Consider the following 17,179-nt stretch of genomic DNA (forward strand, 5'->3'; position numbering starts at 1 on the left):
TCAGTTTTTCTCTTCCTTCTTCACCACGTCGATACCCAGCTCAGCCAGCGCTGTCGGGTTCGCAAAGCTCGGCGCTTCAGTCATCAGACACGCCGCGGCGGTGGTTTTCGGGAAGGCAATAACATCACGAATGTTATCGGTACCGGTCAGCAGCATGGTCAAACGGTCAAGACCGAATGCCAGGCCCGCGTGCGGCGGCGTACCGTATTTCAACGCGTCGAGCAGGAAGCCAAACTTCTCACGCTGTTCCTGTTCGTTGATCCCCAGAATGCCAAACACGGTTTGCTGCATTTCGCCATTGTGGATACGCACGGAACCGCCACCCACTTCATAACCGTTGATAACCATGTCATAAGCGTTCGCCACGGCGTCTTCCGGCGCGGCTTTCAACCCGGATGCCGACATGTCTTTTGGTGAGGTGAACGGGTGGTGCATCGCGGTCAGGCCGCCTTCACCGTCGTCTTCAAACATCGGGAAGTCGATAACCCACAGCGGCGCCCATTTAGATTCGTCAGTCAGACCCAGGTCTTTACCCAACTTCAGACGCAATGCGCCCAGCGCATCGGCAACCACTTTCTTGTTGTCCGCGCCGAAGAAAATCATATCGCCGTCCTGCGCGCCCGTGCGCTCAAGGATGGCCTCCACGATTTCCGCGTTGAGGAATTTCGCCACCGGGCTGGTGATACCTTCCAGACCTTTCGCGCGCTCGGTCACTTTGATGTATGCCAGACCTTTCGCGCCATAAATCTTAATGAAGTTGCCGTAGTCGTCGATTTGTTTACGGCTCAGTGCGGCACCGCCGGGCACTCGCAGCGCTGCAACGCGACCTTTTGGATCGTTCGCCGGGCCGGAGAAGACGGCAAACTCAACGGCTTTCAGCAGATCGGCAACATCCACCAGTTCCATTGGGTTACGCAGATCCGGTTTGTCAGAACCATAGCGACGTTCTGCTTCAGCGAAGGTCATGACCGGGAAATCCCCCAGTTCCACACCCTTCACATCATTCCACAGGCTACGCACCAGCGCTTCCATCACTTCACGCACCTGTTCGGCGGTCATGAAGGAGGTTTCCACATCGATCTGGGTAAATTCTGGCTGACGGTCAGCACGTAAGTCTTCGTCACGGAAGCATTTTACGATCTGATAATAGCGGTCAAAGCCAGACATCATCAGCAACTGTTTAAACAACTGCGGGGACTGCGGAAGCGCGTAGAATTTACCTTTGTGCACACGGCTCGGCACCAGGTAGTCACGCGCCCCTTCCGGCGTCGCTTTGGTCAGCATCGGGGTTTCAATGTCGAGAAAACCGTGATCGTCCATAAAGCGGCGAACCAGGCTGGTGATTTTCGCGCGGGTTTTCAGGCGCTGGGCCATTTCCGGGCGACGCAGATCCAGATAGCGGTACTTGAGACGCGCTTCTTCGGTATTCACATGATTGGAGTCAAGCGGCAGTGATTCTGCGCGGTTGATGATGGTCAGCGAAGAGGCCAGCACTTCGATTTCGCCGGTCGCCATTTCGCCATTGACGTTTTTCTCGTCACGCGCACGCACGGTGCCCGTCACCTGAATGCAGAACTCATTACGCAGTTCAGAGGCCAGCTTTAACGCGTCCGCACGATCCGGATCGAAAAACACCTGCACGATACCTTCGCGATCGCGCATGTCGATGAAGATCAGGCTACCCAGATCACGACGACGGTTGACCCAACCACACAGAGTCACCTGCTGCCCCACGTGGGACAAACGGAGCTGTCCGCAATATTCTGTACGCATGAGATATCCCTTAATTAGCCGCAGGCGGATTGTCGCCTGTCTTGCAGGCCACGATGTCGCAGCTTTAACTGTATGTCACATCTGAATGAAAAAGGCGGCTATTATACTGGAAATTCTGCCGCACGATAAGTCCGGTACTGACTGTACGCCTGTTTCCTCGACGGGCATTGCGTATTCTCACAAAAAATAACAAAAATTGTCGTCCCTTACACAGGTAATCGCGATTAAGGTGTAACGGAATTTAGATTTTTGACGGGAGTTATCATGCTACATCTGAACGCGAAAACCACAGCCCTTGTCGTGATTGACCTGCAGGAAGGGATCCTGCCTTTTGCCGGCGGCCCTCATTCAGCCAATGACGTGGTGGCGCGCGCGGCGCGGCTGGCGAAAGCGTTTCGTGCCAAAGGCGCACCGGTAGTGATGGTTCGCGTCGGCTGGTCCGAGGATTACGCCGATGCGCTCAAACAGCCCGTTGACGCACCGACCCCGGCTACCGCGCTACCGGAAAACTGGTGGTCGTACCCGCAGGCGCTGGGTAAAACTGACAGCGATCTCGACGTCACTAAACGCCAGTGGGGCGCGTTTTATGGTACTGATCTTGAACTTCAGCTACGCCGACGCGGCATCGACACCATTGTACTGTGCGGGATTTCGACCAATATCGGGGTCGAGTCCACCGCGCGTAACGCCTGGGAACTGGGGTTTGGCCTGGTTATCGCCGAAGATGCCTGTAGCGCGGCGAGCAGCGAACAGCATCAGAACAGCCTGACGCACATTTTTCCGCGTATAGCCCGCGTACGCAGTGTCGATGAGATTGTTGACGCCCTATGATTTACATTGGCCTGCCGCAGTGGTCGCACCCGAAATGGGTGCGTCTTGGCATTACCAGTCTTGAAGATTATGCCCGTCACTTTAATTGTGTGGAGGGTAACACGACGCTGTATGCGCTGCCGAAGGCGGAAATTGTCGACCGCTGGCATGCCCAGACGACGGATGCATTCCGTTTCTGTTTTAAATTTCCGGCGACCATCTCCCACCAGGCGGCGTTACGCAACTGTGACGATTTGGTCCACGAATTCCTCACTCGCCTGTCGCCGCTGGACAATCGCATCGGCCAATACTGGCTGCAATTACCCGCGACGTTTGGCCCCCGCGATCTCCCGGCGCTCTGGCATTTTCTGGACACCTTGCCGCAGACGTTTACCTATGGTGTTGAGGTGCGACACCCGGAGTTTTTCGCCAAAGGTGATGCCGAGAAACAATTGAACAGCGGTTTGCATCTGCGCGGCGTTAATCGCGTTATTCTGGACAGCCGTCCGGTTCACGCAGCCCGCCCGCATAATGAAGCGATTCGTGACGCCCAACGTAAAAAGCCGAAACTGCCGGTTCATGCCGTGGTCACGGCGAACGATCCTTTGGTACGTTTTATCGGCAGCGATGATATGAAGCAAAACCGGGAATTTTTCACCGCCTGGCTGCAAAAATTACCGCTCTGGGAACAGACCAGCACGCCGTGGCTTTTTTTGCATACTCCGGATATTGCGCAGGCTCCGGAGCTCGTCGATACCCTGTGGAATGATCTGCGTAACGCCTTACCCGTCATTGGAACTGCTCCGTCCATTCCACAGCAATCTTCTCTTTTCTGAGATTGCCACCTATCATAGACAGTGCCATCAGCCATTTTAAAGGGAGTTTGTATGGTAAGCGCGCTATATGCCGTTTTAGGTGCGTTGTTGTTGATAAAATTTTCCTTTGACGTTGCCCGCCTGCGAATGCAGTACCGCGTTGCCTATGGCGACGGCGGCTTCAGTGAACTCCAGACCGCCATCCGTATTCATGGTAATGCGGTGGAATATATTCCCGTCGCGTTAGTGCTGCTGCTGTTTATGGAAATGAACGGTGCAGAAACCTGGATGGTGCATATTTGCGGCATTATTCTGCTCGTGGGTCGGCTGATGCATTATTACGGTTTCCATCACCGTCTTTTCCGCTGGCGTCGCTCCGGTATGAGCGCCACCTGGTGTGCCTTGTTGCTGATGGTGTTGGCGAACCTTTGGTATATGCCATGGGAGTTGGTTTTCTCCTTGCATTAGCGCACAATACGCCACTTTATTTTTCCCGGATTTTTACGTTATGTCTCACCGCGACACGCTTTTTTCTGCGCCAATCGCCAGCCTGGGCGACTGGACCTTTGATGAACGGGTAGCCGAAGTCTTCCCGGATATGATCCAGCGCTCCGTTCCCGGCTATTCGAATATCATCTCGATGATTGGCATGCTTGCCGAGCGCTTCGTGCAACCGAATACGCAGGTCTATGACCTGGGTTGTTCACTGGGCGCCGCGACGCTCTCGGTGCGTCGTAATATTCATCATGAAAACTGCCGCATTATCGCCGTCGATAACTCCCCTGCGATGATTGAACGCTGTCGCCGCCATATCGATGCCTACAAAGCGCCGACCCCGGTTGATATTGTCGAAGGCGATATTCGTCACATCGCTATCGAAAACGCGTCAATGGTGGTGCTGAATTTTACCCTGCAATTCCTTGAGCCCGTTGAGCGCCAGGCATTGTTGGATAAGATTTATCAGGGGATTAACCCTGGCGGCGCGCTGGTTCTGTCGGAAAAATTCAGCTTCGAAGATGCACAGGTTGGCGAACTGTTGTTCAACATGCATCACGACTTCAAACGGGCGAATGGCTACAGCGAACTGGAGATCAGCCAGAAACGCAGCATGCTGGAAAACGTAATGCTGACGGACTCGGTCGAAACGCATAAGGCCCGTCTGCGTCAGGCAGGCTTTGAGCACAGCGAACTGTGGTTCCAGTGCTTTAACTTTGGTTCACTGGTCGCGTTGAAAGCTGAGGCGACCGCATGATCGACTTTGGTAACTTCTATCAGCTCATTGCCAAAAATCATCTTTCCCACTGGCTTGAGACACTGCCTGCGCAGATTGCCGCCTGGCAGCGCGATCAACACGGTCTGTTCAAACAGTGGTCAAACGCCGTGGCGTTTTTGCCTGAGCTGACCCCTTACCGCCTGGATTTGCTGCACAGCGTCACCGCCGAAAGCGAGGAGCCCCTAAACCCGGGGCAAATCAAGCGTATTGATACCCTGATGCGTAACCTGATGCCGTGGCGTAAAGGGCCATTCTCGCTCTATGGCGTCAATATTGATACCGAATGGCGCTCCGACTGGAAATGGGATCGCGTTCTGCCGCATCTGTCAGATCTGACCGGCCGCACGATTCTGGATGTTGGCTGCGGCAGCGGTTACCACCTGTGGCGCATGATTGGCGCGGGCGCGCATCTGGCCGTCGGCATTGACCCGACACAACTGTTCCTGTGCCAGTTTGAAGCGGTGCGTAAACTGCTGGGTAACGATCAGCGCGCGCATTTACTGCCGCTGGGTATTGAACAACTTCCCGCGCTGAAAGCGTTTGATACCGTCTTTTCGATGGGCGTGCTTTACCATCGCCGCTCACCGCTGGAGCATCTCTGGCAGCTAAAAGATCAACTGGTCAATGACGGCGAGCTGGTGCTTGAAACACTGGTGGTGGAAGGTGATGAGAATACCGTTCTGGTGCCAGGCGACAGGTATGCGCAAATGCGTAATGTGTATTTTATCCCGTCTGCGCTGGCGCTGAAAAACTGGCTGGAAAAATGTGGTTTCGTGGATGTGCGCATCGCAGACGTCTGCGTGACGACCACCGAAGAGCAGCGTCGTACCGAATGGATGGTGACCGAATCACTGTCCGACTTCCTCGACCCGAGCGATCGGAGTAAAACCGTCGAAGGTTACCCCGCCCCGTTACGCGCCGTATTGATTGCACGTAAACCGTGATGGAATGAGCGCCTTTCTCCAAAATAGTTCGGTTTGCAACAAGGCGGCGACACAGTGAATCCCCGGGAGCTTACCTAAGTAAGTGACCGGGGTGAGCGCGGAAAGCCAGCGCAGTTGCAGGCCGAAATATGCAGGAGAAAGATAAAAAAAAGCCCCTGTTGAATGGGCAGGGGCCTGGTACGAGCAAGCATCATATTGGGCGACATGATGCAACGGTAAAAATCATTTGGCCTGATGGCGAACAATGATTCCTTTCATTTCAGCAACTGCTGCACCGTCAACCGCATAGCGGGAATATTCATCCGCTTGCTTATCTGCCGACATTGACAACCCTTGATTGCGGTAACGCATCGGCGACGCAATCAAGGTTCCGGCTGAGCTGTGTACTTCCCGTACCCCGGCATCCAGGAAACGCTGCAGATTCTCTGCACGAACCCCTGCTCCGGCCATAATGATTGGAGCATCGGTTTCGGCAATAAGTTCCAAAATATTTGCTAAACCTTGCACTGCATCAGATTTTTGCCCCGACGTTAATACTCTGGCGATGCCCAATTCAGACAGATTCTTTAGCGCATTTAATGGATTAGTACACATGTCAAAAGCGCGATGAAAGGTCACCGCCAGTGGGCCCGCCGCGTCCATAATCTGTCGCATGCGTGACATGTCGACGTTGCCATCGGCATCAAGAATGCCAATCACCAGTCCGGGAAATCCCAGTTCACGTACGGTGCGCACATCGTCAAGCATCGCGGCGAACTCACCGTCGGTATAGCAAAAATCCCCGCCCCGCGGACGGATAATCGGATGGACCGGAATCGTCACCGCCTGACGAACCGAACGCAGCACGCCCAGCGAGGGCGTTAACCCCCCTTCTTTCGGCGCGGCGCACAGCTCAACGCGATCCGCACCGTTTTGCTGCGCTGTAAGCGCGCACTCCATGCTGTAACAACAGATTTCCAGTAATGCCATATTCACTCCTGTTGCTGTTCACTGGCGACAATCGCCTCAATTGACCACGGATGAAACTTAACAGTCACCTTACCATCGGTTACTGCCAGCGTCGGGTTAGGCAAACGTTCATGTTCCCCTTTCGGCGAACTGGTTTTAACAACAATCCCCGGCTGGCTCAGCCCCTCGTCAGAAAGCAGCGCCAGCGCGCGCGCATTCAGGGTATCAGGAGAGCCCGGCAGGACAATTTCAATGTGTTCCCACCCTTCGTGGGGATAGCGTTTTTCCCCCGGCCACGGCAGTTCGACTACAGTGAACTGCCAGTGTGCGACGCAAACGGGCTCATCCAGTTTAAACAGACAAATGGGTCTGCCGTTGATGATATTTTCTGATAACAATGTACCGCACTGTTCAAATCCATGACGCCAGCGTTGCGCCGTCGCATTCTGATGGCAGCGCAAAGAAATGTGATCGGCCTCAAGCGGTGCGACATCCAGACCAAGACGAGTGGAAAGTTCTGTGAACGCCAGAGTGAATCGCGGTAAGTCTGCGGAAATATCATGCAGTTCGTCAATGGTTTGCCAGTTCGCCATAGTGAAAGCTCTTATCGGTGTTCAAAGCCGCTAATTTACTCTGTTGTGTGCCCGCAACCAACCGCCGGGTACAGGTTTTCGCAAATGCATGGTTATGCAGTGCATTAACGCTTATTTTCTGCGCGTGCTTACGGCGGTGCGATGCTGACGCAGAGGGGCATTTGCAGTATACTCCCGCCCTTAATTCTTAAACTGCGGCGGTAAACACTAACCCGCTTCATAAACGTAAGGTATTCCGGTGAATATTCAGGCTCTTCTCTCAGAAAAAGTCAGTCAGGCCATGATTGCTGCAGGCGCGCCTGCAGATTGCGAACCGCAGGTTCGTCAGTCAGCAAAAGTACAGTTCGGCGACTATCAGGCAAATGGCATGATGGCAGTTGCTAAAAAACTGGGTATGGCCCCTCGACAACTGGCTGAGCAGGTGCTGACTCATCTGGATCTGAGCGGTATCGCCAGCAAGGTTGAAATCGCGGGCCCTGGCTTTATCAATATTTTCCTCGACCCGGCGTTCCTGGCTGAGCATGTTGAACAGGCGCTCTTGTCTGATCGTCTCGGCGTGGCAAAACCAGCGAAGCAAACCGTGGTTGTCGATTACTCCGCGCCGAACGTGGCAAAAGAGATGCACGTCGGCCACCTGCGCTCCACCATTATCGGTGATGCCGCCGTGCGTACCCTTGAGTTTCTCGGCCACCATGTGATCCGCGCGAACCACGTCGGCGACTGGGGCACCCAGTTCGGGATGCTGATTGCGTACTTAGAAAAACAGCAGCAGGAAAACGCCGGTGAAATGGCGCTGGCGGATCTCGAAGGTTTCTACCGCGAAGCCAAAAAACACTACGACGAAGATGAAGCCTTCGCCGAGCGCGCACGGAGCTATGTGGTCAAACTGCAGGGCGGCGACGAATACTTCCTGCAAATGTGGCGCAAACTGGTCGACATCACCATGTCCCAAAACCAGATCACCTATGACCGTCTGAACGTCACGCTGACCCGCGACGATGTAATGGGCGAAAGCCTGTATAACCCGATGCTGCCGGGCATCGTTGCTGACCTGAAAGCCAAAGGGCTGGCCGTCGAAAGCGAAGGCGCCACCGTGGTATTCCTTGATGAGTATAAAAACAAGGAAGGTGAACCGATGGGCGTCATCATTCAGAAGAAAGATGGCGGATATCTCTACACCACCACCGACATTGCCTGTGCTAAATACCGTTATGAAACCTTGCATGCCGATCGCGTGCTCTATTACATCGACTCCCGTCAGCACCAGCACCTGATGCAGGCATGGACCATCGTACGTAAAGCCGGTTATGTGCCGGACTCCGTTCCGCTGGAACACCACATGTTTGGCATGATGCTGGGCAAAGATGGCAAGCCTTTCAAAACCCGCGCGGGCGGCACCGTCAAACTGGCTGACCTGCTCGATGAAGCGCTGGAACGTGCGCGTCGTCTGGTCACCGAGAAGAACCCGGATATGCCTGCTGATGAACTGGAAAAGCTGGCAAATGCCGTCGGGATTGGCGCGGTCAAATACGCCGACCTGTCCAAAAACCGCACCACCGATTACATTTTCGACTGGGACAACATGCTGGCGTTTGAAGGTAACACCGCGCCGTACATGCAGTATGCCTACACCCGCGTTTTGTCCGTGTTCCGCAAGTCAGGTCTTGACGAAGCTGCGCTGGCGAACGCCAACGTCATACTGAGTGAAGATCGTGAAGCGCAACTGGCCGCCCGTCTGTTGCAGTTTGAAGAGACGCTGACCGTTGTCGCCCGCGAAGGTACTCCGCACGTGATGTGCGCGTATCTGTATGACGTGGCGGGCCTGTTCTCCGGCTTCTACGAGCACTGCCCGATCCTGAGCGCCGAAAACGAAGACGTCCGTAACAGCCGCCTGAAACTGGCGCTGCTGACCGCGAAAACGCTGAAGCTCGGTCTGGATACACTGGGCATCGAGACCGTAGAACGGATGTAAGTCCCCCTTATAAAGTTAAGGCCTGAGTCGATAGTCCAGACTCAGGCTTTTTTATATCCGTAACACGATCTCTCTACGAGACTGATTAATTTGTTTCTATCCCATCAAAATACGAAACGATAACACCTCCGATAACATCACCTACCTGCCCATCACTTTTGCAACTTTCTTTTTATCTCTTTTAATTTTTACAAAAAAGCATAAAATTTATTCGCAAAAAATTCAGGAGGAAATATGTTATTAAAAAATGAACTGGCGACATTCAGGTTGCATGGTCGGTATACAACAACTCAATGTGTAAAATTGCACCCCCCCAGGATAATGCAGCCAAGTTACCGCTGCATTGCGTTGATGAAATCTTATGAAAAGCTGTCACTATTACCTTATGACGATCAGACAGGAAAAATAATCACTGAATATTGTCAAGGTGCAACCATAGGGTATGGACATTTAATCGAAAATAGTAATGAATTCAAAAAATACATAAATGGGATTGATATCGCCACAGCTAACTCACTGTTTAATGCTGATTTATACCAATTTATACAAGTCGTTAAAAACAAAGTAATTGTGGATTTAACACAGAATGAGTTTGATGCACTGGTTATACTGGCTTTCAACACTGGTGTTCGTGGATTTTCCCAGTCTACGGTTCTGAGTATCATTAATGGGCGTTATACACATGATCTACGTTCCGCATGGTACGCATTTCGGTACTCTCAGGGACACGTAATGGAAGGGTTAATTAACAGGAGAACAAGTGAAATGAAGGTATTCTTTCATGGAGTCTATATAAAAATATGAAATTTATACTCATTTTAATCCTCTTATTACTTCCATCAATTTCATTCGCCAGCGATAATTACAATCTTGTTTTTGAAAATGATGAATTGTTGCTTATCTTAAATCTAGAGTGCTCTCCCTGTGATATAAGCTGTGCTACCATCCAGTATCAATTATTCAATAAAGAGAAGCAATCAACCGTCTCTGGAAGGGCAAGGACCGTCACAGCGGGTCCCAACCATAATTTCCGGGGTTATATTATTCACAATGGAAATACATTCTACACATTAACTGAATCCAATAATGAAAATGTGTGGAATATCACTATCGAAGAGAAAGATGTTCAACATCCTCTGGAAACCACAAAAATAGATAAATATCAGATCAAGACTATATTCGATAACGGTACATGCTGACCGCAATTTTATTTCGGGGATACGACAGTATCCCCGACCATTGTCATCAGAAATACTTCCGCAGATATTCCGTCAGGCACAATATCGCCATCGCCTGGCCATAGGGCATCGACGTTAAGGGGATCTCACGGTAAAAATCGAGATCGCTGCCCATTCCTGTGCCAAAAGAGGTCTGCAACAGCTCTCCCTGCGGCGAAATATTTCTCACAACCCCGCGAATCGCTTTTTCAGCAATCCCGGCATATTCCGCGCTGACATACCGTTTACGCACGGCTTTTAGAATCCCGTAGGCAAACCCTGCGGTGGCAGAGGCTTCCAGGTAAGAGTCCGGATCGTCAAGCAGCGTATGCCACAGCCCGCTCTCGTCCTGACAAGTCGCCAGCGCGGCAACCTGCGCATTCAGTACCTGTACCAGATAGCGGCGCACGGCACTGCTTTCCGGTAAAGCAGTCAGTTCGAGAAAATCCGGGATCACGATGGTGAGCCAGCTATTCCCCCGCGCCCAACGAGCCCGGGCAAAGTTATGATGCCCAGCGTAATTCCAGCCGTGAAACCACAGACCAGTCCCCCTGTCCTGCAGGTTCTGTACGTGCAGCAGGAACTGATAGACCGCCTCTTCCACATACTCAGGACGGTTAAGCAACTTACCGATTTTCGCCAGCGGTAAGACCGTCATCATCAGCGTGTCATCCCACATTTGCTGATGATTCTCTTCCGCCAGGGTAATGTGTTGCATCCCACCGTAATCGGTACGCGGCATCTCATACATCGCCCATTCTGCCCATGACTCCAGCCACGGCAGCCAGGCCGGATTACGGGTCTCCTCATAGCGACAGGCCAGCGTCAAAAACGGCGCCATAGTATTGACGTTTTTGGTGGTCGCCCCTTCCGCAAAACGGTCAGAAAACCAGTTATCGATAATGTCACGCATCGTCTGGTCGCCGGTCTGTTGGTAGTACTGATAGATGCCGTACAGACCAACGCCGTGCGTCCATTCCCAGCCAGCCCAGCCTTTGGTGTCAATCACCCGTCCGTCATCCAGTCGCAGCAAAAATTGCCCCGACGCATCCTTAATGTTCACCAGATTGTTCGTCACCGTCTGAATAACGGCTTGCAATGCTTCCCGGGAGATAAAGCGTTCCGGCTGACGGAGTAACGGGCTATGTTTGACGGGCCAAACTTTCATGGTATTAACCTCTGTTGTAAGTCGAATTCAGTGTCGCCGCTTGCGTCAGTGATGGCGCAGCCGGTTTGTTGCGATTCAGGTAACCGATATTGTTGTTGCCCCACAATGATTCATACGGCAGCCCGGCCAGCATCTCGACGGTAGCGCGAGCCTCTGGCGTTATGCTCTCGGGCATAGTCCGGCCTGATGCGCGCATTTTAGCCGTCTCTTCACGCAGCGTGCTGTGAGTCTGTAAATTCAGTTTGAACCGTAAGGAGACCAGGAAGCCGCAGGCCAGTACCAGCAGCGTTCCGCAGCTCAGAATCAGCAAAATGGTATGGCTTACCGTTTCAGGCTGCGTGCTCTGTCCGGACACAAAGCCGGACGTCTGCATCACAATCCCGACCAGCATCACCGCCCCTGCCTGTGACGCTTTGCGAGTCAGAGTCATAATCCCGGCGAAAATCCCCTCACGGCGCTGACCGGTAATCACTTCATCCACGTCCGCAATGTAGGTATAAATGTTCCATGGAACATAATTAATGCCCCCACGCCCCAGCCCCGCCACCGCAGACACCAGCAGTAACAGAGAAGAGATAGTGCTTAATCCGGCGTAATACAGCATCGCGTAAGAGAGAGAACTCAGGCCAAACAGCACCACAACCATTCGATAGGAAGGCGCAGGTCCAAAGCGAATACACAACGGCATCATGACGATCACGGCAATAAACTGAAAGATGGCCATGGTGCCAAGCAGATTTGACGCCATCGACGCCTCCTGCATGAGCACAAACACCACGTAGTAAGTGAACACGGCGTTGAAGACATCCTGCGCGATGTAGCCGCCGAGATACATCCCGAGATGCTGACGGAAAATCTTCACCCGTAGCGTCGAACTCAGCTCCACACACAGACGGTTCATGCTCTGAGCGAAGGTCAGGTTCTTTTTCTCTTCTTCCGCGCGTAAAGCCGCTTTCGTCCACGCCTCACGCGGACGCTCCCAGGTCAAGAACCAGACAAAGGTCAGCATCAGCGCACACAATACCGAGAACACCAGGCTGGCATAAAAGAAGGACACTGGGTTGTCTTTACCGAATGCCGTCAGCAGGATGCCCGGCAGGAATGAGGCCAGAATAGCGGACATCTGCGCCATCGAAATGCGCGCGCCCGAAAACCGGGTTTTCTGTTTGAAATCATCGGTCATCTCTGGCACCAGCGTCTCATACGGCACCAGAATCATGGTATAGACGACATCAAACAGCAGGTACGTCAGCAGGTAATACCAGAAACTCATCCCCCCTACCCACATCAACGAATAGCTGAATACGCAGGGGATCCCCAGCAGAATGAAAAATTTGCGTCGGCCAAAACGTTTACCAGGCCAGGTCGAACCAAAGTTGTCCGTCAAAAAGCCCATTAGCGGACTGACTACCGCATCCACAACCCGGGCAACCGCAAAGATAAACGTCGCCTGAATGGGCGAGAGACCGCAGAATGTCGTGTAGAAATAGAGCTACCAGGCCGCCGTGAGCGCTGTCGTACCTGCCCCTAAAAAATCGCCTGAGCCATAGGCTACGTAATTCGCCAATCCAATTTTACGTGTTTTCATTGCCGTTAACCCTGCAAATGGTTGGAGGTCCCCCGGCATGGTGGCTGCGCCAAAGGAAGAACTTACACGGCTACAGTAGAAGCTTACAAAGGGGGAAACCTTTGCTTTTTTGCCATCTGAGGCACGGTGATGGCAAAAATGCAAAGAGACTGGCAACGCGCGTCACTTATTTATAAAACAGCGTTTCTATTTAATAAAAAGATGAGGTCAAAAATGCGGTTCAGGCAGCAATTTTATACGCTGCCTGATGACAGAGACAGGGTTAACGATAGTTCACAATCACCTGATTGCTCTGAACTTTCAGGGCGGGAATTAAGCGACCGCCGCCAGGGACTTCCCAGACAAAACGCAGCGGTTCCACGGCGGGAACATTGCTGAATCCCGTTGTCGTACCGCTTTGTCCGTCTAATTCCACACAGCGGGATTGCGAACATAAGCGAACCCGTAATCCTGCGGGGGTCGGGCCATTAAGCTCATACCGCCAGGCCACCAGCGTCATCAGGCCGGAAACGGGCTGGCTGGACGAAAGCGGTGCCGATGATGTCGATTCACCGCGATGATTCAGGGTAATACCGATGCTACTGGCTTGCCACGTCCCTTCCCCGGCAGCCTGAACGGTAAGCGGGAAAAATAACAGCCAAAATAATCTGCGCATTATTTACCTCCAATGGTTGCCGTCATGCGGATGTTACGGTTGTCGGACAGTTCCATGTTCGACAGCACCACCAGTTGCGGCAGACTACGACGCAGGAAGCGCGAAAGTAGTGGGCGCAACGCATGATTGACCAGCAATACCGGCGGCGCGCCAAGCATCTCCTGACGCGACAGCGCCTCCTGTGTTTGCGCCAACAGACGGTCGGCAAGGCCTGGCTCCAGTCCACCACCGCCCTGCAACGCCTGAAGTAAAAGTCGCTCCAGCGCCGTATCAAGGCCAATTACATTAACTTCCTCATTACCCGGGAACCACTGTTGGGTGATGGCGCGTCCCAGCGCCACGCGTACCACGGCGGTGAGTTCATGCGGATCGCTTTGCAGCGGCGCGTGTTCCGCCAGCGTTTCCAGAATGGTGCGCATATCGCGAATCGGCACTTTTTCATCCAGCAGATTCTGCAAGACTTTGTGCAGCGTGGTCAGCGTCACCACCCCAGGCACTAAATCCTCTGTAAGCTTCGGCATCTCCTGCGACACGCGATCCAGCAGTTGTTGCGCTTCCTGACGGCCAAACAGTTCAGCGGCGAATTGTCCAATCAGATGGTTCAGATGGGTTGCCACCACAGTGCTGGCTTCCACGACGGTGAAGCCCTGAATCTGCGCCTGTTCTTTGAGCGCACTTTCAATCCAGATGGCGTCGAGACCAAAAGCCGGATCCACCGTCTGCTCACCCGGTAATGTCCCCGCAGCCGTACCAGGGTTAATCGCCAGCCAGCGCCCTGGATAGGCATCGCCACTGCCAATCTCGACGCCTTTCATCAGGATGCGGTAATGGGCAGGTTGCAGATCCATGTTGTCCCGGATGTGCACAACTGGCGGCAGAAATCCCATGTCCTGGGCAAACTTCTTACGAATACTGCGGATACGCCCCAGCAGTTCACCATCCTGCTGGAAATCGACCATTGGGATCAGGCGGTAACCCACCTCCATGCCGAGAGAATCTTCCAGTTGCACATCGTTCCAGGTCGCTTCCACCACCGCGTTATTTTCCGGCATTTTGGTCGGCTGCGGTTCCGCGGGCGCTTTCTGCTCACGTCCACGGATCCACCATGCCAGCCCCAGCAGCGCCGCAGTAAACATCAGGAAAACGAGGTTTGGCATGCCGGGCACCAGCCCGAGCAGCCCCAGAACGGCGGCACTGAGCAACATCACGCTGGGGTTGCTGAACAGTTGCCCGACCATCTGTTCGCCCACATCCTGATCGGTACTGACGCGGGTCACGATCACCCCGGCAGCGGTTGAAATCACCAGTGCGGGGATTTGCGCCACCAGGCCGTCGCCGATTGTCAGCAGCGTGTAGCTTTCTGCCGCGTGTCCCATGCTCATACCGTGTTGCAGCACGCCCACCAGCAGACCGCCTACGACGTTGATAACCATAATCAGGATCCCGGCGATGGCGTCGCCGCGCACGAACTTACTCGCACCATCCATCGAGCCGTAGAAATCCGCTTCCTGAGTCACTTCCGCGCGACGTTTTTTTGCCTCATCTTCGCCGATAAGCCCGGCGTTGAGATCGGCGTCAATCGCCATCTGTTTGCCCGGCATCCCGTCCAGTACAAATCGCGCTCCGACTTCCGCGATACGTCCGGCGCCTTTGGTGATAACCATAAAGTTGATGATGACGAGGATAACAAACACCACGATACCGATGGCAAAGTTACCGCCGACAAGGAAGTGACCAAAGGCTTCAACCACCTTTCCCGCCGCCGCCGCCCCGGTGTGCCCTTCCATCAAAATAATACGGGTCGAGGCCACGTTCAGCGCAAGACGCAGCAGCGTGGTAAACAGCAGAATGGTCGGGAAGGCGGCAAACTCCAGCGTACGCTGGGTGAACATCGCCACCAGCAGCACCATGATCGACAGCGCAATGTTAAAGGTAAACAGCAGGTCGAGGATAAATGCCGGCAACGGCAAAACCATCATCGACAAAATCAGCAGGATGAGGATCGGTCCGGCAAGGATCTGCCATTGCGTGGTTTTCATGTTGTTGGGCAGACGCAACATTGCGACCAGATTAGCCATCAGTAGTCTTCTCGTTCATAAAATCCAGCGCCTCAGGCACCGGAAGATTTGCAGGTTGTGGTGGACGTTCCCCGCCAGCGAGCCTCCAGCGTTTAAGCTGCCAGACCCAGGCCAGTACTTCAGCAACCGCCGCGTACAGTTGACCGGGGATCTGCTGACCAATCTCAGCATGGCGATATAACGCACGCGCCAGGGGCGGCGCTTCCAGCGTAGGAATTTTGTTTTCGGCGCCGATCTCACGAATACGCAGCGCTACAAGCCCCGCCCCTTTCGCGATGACTTTCGGCGCACTCATTTTGTTCTCGTCATACTGTAACGCCACGGAATAGTGGGTCGGGTTGGTGACGATCACATCAGCATGGGGAACGTCGGTCATCATCCGTCGCCGCGCCGCCGCGCGCTGCATCTGGCGAATGCGCCCTTTCACGTGCGGGTCGCCTTCGGTCTGTTTAAATTCGTCGCGAATATCCTGACGGGACATACGCAGTTTTTTCAGATGGCTGAAGATCTGGAAGATGACGTCGAATCCCACCATCGGGATCACGCCCAGCACCACCAGCAGCGCGCACAAACCGACGAGATCCAGCGCATTACCCATCGCCGTGCGGGGGGATTCCGCCATCAGGCGCATCATCTCGGGCCAGTTATGCCACAGATAAAGCCCGGTCACGCTCCCCACCAACGTCGATTTCAGAACCGCCTTCAGCAGCTCCGCGCCGGTCTGTGCCGAAAACATACGTTTAATTCCGGGGAGCGGGTTAAGTTTAGAAAATTTGGGTTGTAACGATTTACCGCTGAACACCAGCCCGCCGAGCAGCACCGGAGAAATCAGTGCCACCAGCACGACACCCGTTATCAGCGGCAGCAATGCGATCATCGCTTCTTTAATGAGCAGAATGATCTGTCCGAGGATCAGATTAGGGTCATTGACCATACTGTGGTCAAAGCGCAGTCCTGCCGACAACATGCCAGACAGCCGTCTGGCTAACGACTCGCCGCCAATCCAGATAATGCAAACACCCACCAGCAGTATCAGCAGTGAAGTCAGCTCTCTGGAACGGGGGATCTGCCCCTCTTCCCGCGCTTTTTCAAGTCGGTGGGGTGTGGGGGCTTCTGTTTTGTCGTCGTTCTCTTCAGACACAGTACAGGCTCGCAGCTCATTGAGTCATGTATATCATGCCCAGAATTTGCGAAGACAATCGGGCAAATAAACCAACAAAAAGGACCGAATTACCCCTTTAATAATATTTCATACGGTATTCGTCTTTAATTTCGTACTGGCTTCCAGTTTTGAAAAAAACCTCCACGCTACCTCGCCGTTTTAAAATGTGTTTGTTAATTTATC

Annotated in this window: 14 protein-coding genes and 1 pseudogene; 7 read left to right on the forward strand and 8 right to left on the reverse strand. The window is 53.4% G+C overall.

Annotated elements, in window-relative coordinates:
- Complete coding sequence (gene aspS, locus WB371_RS15095; protein WP_336220862.1) at positions 1-1,773, reverse strand: aspartate--tRNA ligase; 1,773 nt, start codon at positions 1,771-1,773, stop codon at positions 1-3.
- Between the two features lie 264 nt (positions 1,774-2,037).
- Here aspS and WB371_RS15100 point away from each other — a divergent pair, with 264 nt between their 5' ends.
- From WB371_RS15100 to cmoB, 5 genes are read left to right on the forward strand one after another with little or no spacing between them, the layout of a single operon-like run.
- Positions 2,038-2,604, forward strand: a complete 567-nt coding sequence (locus tag WB371_RS15100) for a hydrolase (protein ID WP_336220863.1) — start codon at positions 2,038-2,040, stop codon at positions 2,602-2,604.
- The gene (locus WB371_RS15105; protein WP_336220864.1) at positions 2,601-3,419 is read left to right on the forward strand and encodes a DUF72 domain-containing protein; all 819 of its coding nucleotides are present in this window, start codon (positions 2,601-2,603) and stop codon (positions 3,417-3,419) included. The genes WB371_RS15100 and WB371_RS15105 overlap by 4 nt, the downstream gene beginning before the upstream one ends.
- Before the next feature lie 51 nt (positions 3,420-3,470).
- Entirely contained in the window at positions 3,471-3,866 is a 396-nt protein-coding gene (locus WB371_RS15110; RefSeq protein ID WP_336220865.1) for an MAPEG family protein, read from the forward strand.
- Positions 3,867-3,906: 40 nt separating this feature from the next.
- On the forward strand, positions 3,907-4,650 hold the full coding sequence (cmoA, locus tag WB371_RS15115; protein ID WP_336220866.1) for a carboxy-S-adenosyl-L-methionine synthase CmoA: 744 nt from the start codon (positions 3,907-3,909) through the stop codon (positions 4,648-4,650).
- Complete coding sequence (gene cmoB, locus WB371_RS15120) at positions 4,647-5,615, forward strand: tRNA 5-methoxyuridine(34)/uridine 5-oxyacetic acid(34) synthase CmoB (RefSeq protein WP_336220867.1); 969 nt, start codon at positions 4,647-4,649, stop codon at positions 5,613-5,615. Before cmoA ends, cmoB begins: the two co-directional genes overlap by 4 nt.
- Before the next feature lie 222 nt (positions 5,616-5,837).
- Here cmoB and cutC read toward each other — a convergent pair whose 3' ends face one another.
- Both cutC and WB371_RS15130 read right to left on the reverse strand, forming a co-directional pair.
- Positions 5,838-6,584, reverse strand: coding sequence for a copper homeostasis protein CutC (cutC, locus tag WB371_RS15125; protein ID WP_336220868.1), 747 nt, complete (start codon positions 6,582-6,584; stop codon positions 5,838-5,840).
- A 2-nt stretch (positions 6,585-6,586) separates the two neighbouring features.
- Positions 6,587-7,156 carry a VOC family protein gene (locus WB371_RS15130; protein WP_336220869.1) on the reverse strand — a complete coding sequence of 190 codons (570 nt, stop codon included), beginning with the start codon at positions 7,154-7,156 and terminating at the stop codon, positions 6,587-6,589.
- Between the two features lie 238 nt (positions 7,157-7,394).
- Here WB371_RS15130 and argS point away from each other — a divergent pair, with 238 nt between their 5' ends.
- Entirely contained in the window at positions 7,395-9,128 is a 1,734-nt protein-coding gene (argS, locus tag WB371_RS15135) for an arginine--tRNA ligase (protein ID WP_336220870.1), read from the forward strand.
- 234 nt (positions 9,129-9,362) lie between these two features.
- Complete coding sequence (locus WB371_RS15140; protein ID WP_336220871.1) at positions 9,363-9,932, forward strand: lysozyme; 570 nt, start codon at positions 9,363-9,365, stop codon at positions 9,930-9,932.
- A 441-nt stretch (positions 9,933-10,373) separates the two neighbouring features.
- On the opposite strand, the gene WB371_RS15145 is transcribed toward WB371_RS15140, so the two are convergent.
- The 5 genes and pseudogenes from WB371_RS15145 to flhB all read right to left on the reverse strand — a co-directional run bounded on the left by WB371_RS15145 (position 10,374) and on the right by flhB (position 16,975).
- Positions 10,374-11,513, reverse strand: coding sequence for a glycoside hydrolase family 88/105 protein (locus tag WB371_RS15145; protein ID WP_336220872.1), 1,140 nt, complete (start codon positions 11,511-11,513; stop codon positions 10,374-10,376).
- A gap of 4 nt (positions 11,514-11,517) precedes the next feature.
- A pseudogene (locus tag WB371_RS15150) lies at positions 11,518-13,101 on the reverse strand (MFS transporter).
- Between the two features lie 262 nt (positions 13,102-13,363).
- Positions 13,364-13,756, reverse strand: coding sequence for a flagellar protein FlhE (gene flhE, locus WB371_RS15155; RefSeq protein WP_336220873.1), 393 nt, complete (start codon positions 13,754-13,756; stop codon positions 13,364-13,366).
- Positions 13,756-15,834 (reverse strand): flagellar biosynthesis protein FlhA, encoded by a 2,079-nt coding sequence (gene flhA, locus WB371_RS15160; RefSeq protein WP_336220874.1) that lies wholly within the window; start codon positions 15,832-15,834, stop codon positions 13,756-13,758. Before flhA ends, flhE begins: the two co-directional genes overlap by 1 nt.
- The gene (flhB, locus tag WB371_RS15165; protein ID WP_336220875.1) at positions 15,827-16,975 is read right to left on the reverse strand and encodes a flagellar biosynthesis protein FlhB; all 1,149 of its coding nucleotides are present in this window, start codon (positions 16,973-16,975) and stop codon (positions 15,827-15,829) included. Before flhB ends, flhA begins: the two co-directional genes overlap by 8 nt.
- Positions 16,976-17,179: the final 204 nt, after the last annotated feature.

Source organism: Citrobacter amalonaticus, assembly GCF_037053465.1.
GTDB lineage: Bacteria > Pseudomonadota > Gammaproteobacteria > Enterobacterales > Enterobacteriaceae > Citrobacter_A > Citrobacter_A amalonaticus_H.

Bases quoted from the DNA above. Each gene is read 5' to 3' on its own strand.
- flhE (WP_336220873.1), bottom strand. From the start codon at position 13,756: ATGCGCAGATTATTTTGGCTGTTATTTTTCCCGCTTACCGTTCAGGCT.
- cmoA (WP_336220866.1), top strand. From the start codon at position 3,907: ATGTCTCACCGCGACACGCTTTTTTCTGCGCCAATCGCCAGCCTGGGC.
- WB371_RS15140 (WP_336220871.1), top strand. From the start codon at position 9,363: ATGTTATTAAAAAATGAACTGGCGACATTCAGGTTGCATGGTCGGTAT.
- cmoB (WP_336220867.1), top strand. From the start codon at position 4,647: ATGATCGACTTTGGTAACTTCTATCAGCTCATTGCCAAAAATCATCTT.
- flhA (WP_336220874.1), bottom strand. From the start codon at position 15,834: ATGGCTAATCTGGTCGCAATGTTGCGTCTGCCCAACAACATGAAAACC.
- WB371_RS15130 (WP_336220869.1), bottom strand. From the start codon at position 7,156: ATGGCGAACTGGCAAACCATTGACGAACTGCATGATATTTCCGCAGAC.
- WB371_RS15105 (WP_336220864.1), top strand. From the start codon at position 2,601: ATGATTTACATTGGCCTGCCGCAGTGGTCGCACCCGAAATGGGTGCGT.
- cutC (WP_336220868.1), bottom strand. From the start codon at position 6,584: ATGGCATTACTGGAAATCTGTTGTTACAGCATGGAGTGCGCGCTTACA.
- WB371_RS15110 (WP_336220865.1), top strand. From the start codon at position 3,471: ATGGTAAGCGCGCTATATGCCGTTTTAGGTGCGTTGTTGTTGATAAAA.
- aspS (WP_336220862.1), bottom strand. From the start codon at position 1,773: ATGCGTACAGAATATTGCGGACAGCTCCGTTTGTCCCACGTGGGGCAG.
- WB371_RS15145 (WP_336220872.1), bottom strand. From the start codon at position 11,513: ATGAAAGTTTGGCCCGTCAAACATAGCCCGTTACTCCGTCAGCCGGAA.
- WB371_RS15100 (WP_336220863.1), top strand. From the start codon at position 2,038: ATGCTACATCTGAACGCGAAAACCACAGCCCTTGTCGTGATTGACCTG.